At 41.5% G+C, this 1,920-nt stretch carries 3 protein-coding genes; all 3 read right to left on the minus strand.

The features are described from left to right. Positions 1–345: TRAP transporter large permease subunit (locus tag L654_RS0100015; RefSeq protein ID WP_029753393.1), on the minus strand; the 345-nt coding region annotated here is incomplete at its 3' end. Beyond that, positions 345–833, minus strand: a complete 489-nt coding sequence (locus L654_RS0100020; RefSeq protein WP_024606886.1) for a TRAP transporter small permease — start codon at positions 831–833, stop codon at positions 345–347. The genes L654_RS0100020 and L654_RS0100015, both read right to left, overlap by 1 nt. 9 nt (positions 834–842) lie before the next feature. Continuing rightward, positions 843–1,820 carry a TRAP transporter substrate-binding protein gene (locus tag L654_RS0100025; RefSeq protein WP_024606887.1) on the minus strand — a complete coding sequence of 326 codons (978 nt, stop codon included), beginning with the start codon at positions 1,818–1,820 and terminating at the stop codon, positions 843–845. Between the last annotated feature and the right edge of the window lie 100 nt (positions 1,821–1,920).

Raw genomic sequence — 1,920 nt, forward strand, 5'->3', positions numbered from 1 at the left:
GGCAGATCCTGATATTGCACCAAATAACATGCACGACATTACATTTACGAGTGCCAAGCCGCCGGGTAAAAAGCCTATCATCGCCATAGCACATTCAATCAGCCGTTTAGCAATACCGCCTTGGCCCATTATCAATCCTGACAAGATAAAAAATGGGATTGCCAATAATGCGAAACTATCAATGCCACCGGCCATTTGCTGGGCTATGGTCGTGGTGGCAGGCGTAAAATCAATGTGCATTAATAACGCTGCTAATGTTGATAGCGCAATACACAAAGAAATAGGTACATTGATAAATAACAATACAAAAAAACAAACGATTAAAACAATTGCTGTTGAGTCCATTACGCTTGCTCCGTGAATGTTTGCTGTGCATAATTGATGAGGTTTTCAATGCAATTAATCACAATCAACACCCCGCTCAGCGGTAAAACGATATACACATAACCCATGTTGATCTCAAGCGCCGCTGACATTTGCTTTAATTCAAAGCTCAACATCATCAATTGGCTGCCGCCATACACTAAAATACTTAACGCCGTGATCAGCACGCAGATTTCGATTACAAATGAACACTTATACCTAAGTGACGGGATCATTTTTTGATAAAAAAGATCAAGCCCTAAATGTGCTTTGGTGCGATACGCATACGAAGCGCCCAAGATCCCAATCCAAATCAGGATAAAACGCGCTAACTCTTCGGTGTATGAGCTCGGTGCACGTAAAATAAATCGTGAAAATACTTGCCAACAAACAACGGTTACAATTGCTATCATGGCCAAAATCAGTAATCGCTCGATGATGCGATTTAAGTGTGTGTTGAGTTGTCGCATTGTTTGCTCCTACATGCTTTTTATTTTTTTTATGTGAGCTGCAACCGCTGTATCAGCGAACGAAGCATGAAAATCAGCCACTTTATCTTGAAACGCTTGTTTGTTAGGATAAGTCACTTGTACGCCTTCTGCGATCACGGCTTTAAGCGCCTCATCAGATGCGTTTTGCCACAATGAACGTTGGTACTCAACTGAGTCGGCCATTGCTTGGGTTAACCACTGTTGTTGTTCATTGTTAAGTGAGTTCCAAACTTTTAAGCTTGCTAAAATCACATCAGGAACAAACGTATGTTCGTCCAGCGAATAATATTTAGCGATTTCGTAATGACGAGATAAGTAATAGCTTGGCGGATTATTCTCTGCGCCATCAACTACACCTTGTTGCAGTGCGGCATACAATTCGCCCCATGCAATCGGTGCTGCAGCGCCGCCTAACGCTTGTACTGTCGCCACAGCTGTAGGGCTATTTAACACGCGAATTTTTTTTCCTATTAAATCATCCGGGGTATTAATCGCGCCATTGGTGGTATAAAAGCTGCGGCTGCCTGCATCGTAATAGCCCAAACCTTTAAGCCTTGCAGTGCTTACTTTATTAAGTAGCTCGGTGCCTAAATCGCTTTTAAGTACACGCCAAAAATGTTCGCTATCGCGAAACACATACGGAATGCCGAATACTTTCATTTCTGGTACAAAACCTTCCAGTGGGCTTGCCGACACTTTGGTGATTGATAAACTACCGATTTGCAACAACTCAATGAGTTCACGTTCAGACCCCAGCTGACCACCTGGATAAATAACAATTTCCATTGTGTCATTAGAATAAAATGCCAAACGTTTAGCCATATATTCCATTGCTTGATGTACCACATGACGCGTGTCTAATGTATGTGCTAAAGTTAATCGCACTGTTTTTTTGTCATCGCTGCAACTAGTTAGCAAAAATAACGACAAAAACAGCATTATCTTTATGAGAAGATTTCTATTCATTATTATTTCTTCTTATCGCTATATGATCATGAAAGAGCTGATTATCTCAGCTCGCCCGGTTGATATTTATCCATATCATCATAATCGAGGTTTTCGCCTG

The sequence above is a fragment of the Pseudoalteromonas sp. TAB23 genome, assembly GCF_000498075.1.
Classification (GTDB): Bacteria; Pseudomonadota; Gammaproteobacteria; order Enterobacterales; family Alteromonadaceae; genus Pseudoalteromonas; species Pseudoalteromonas arctica.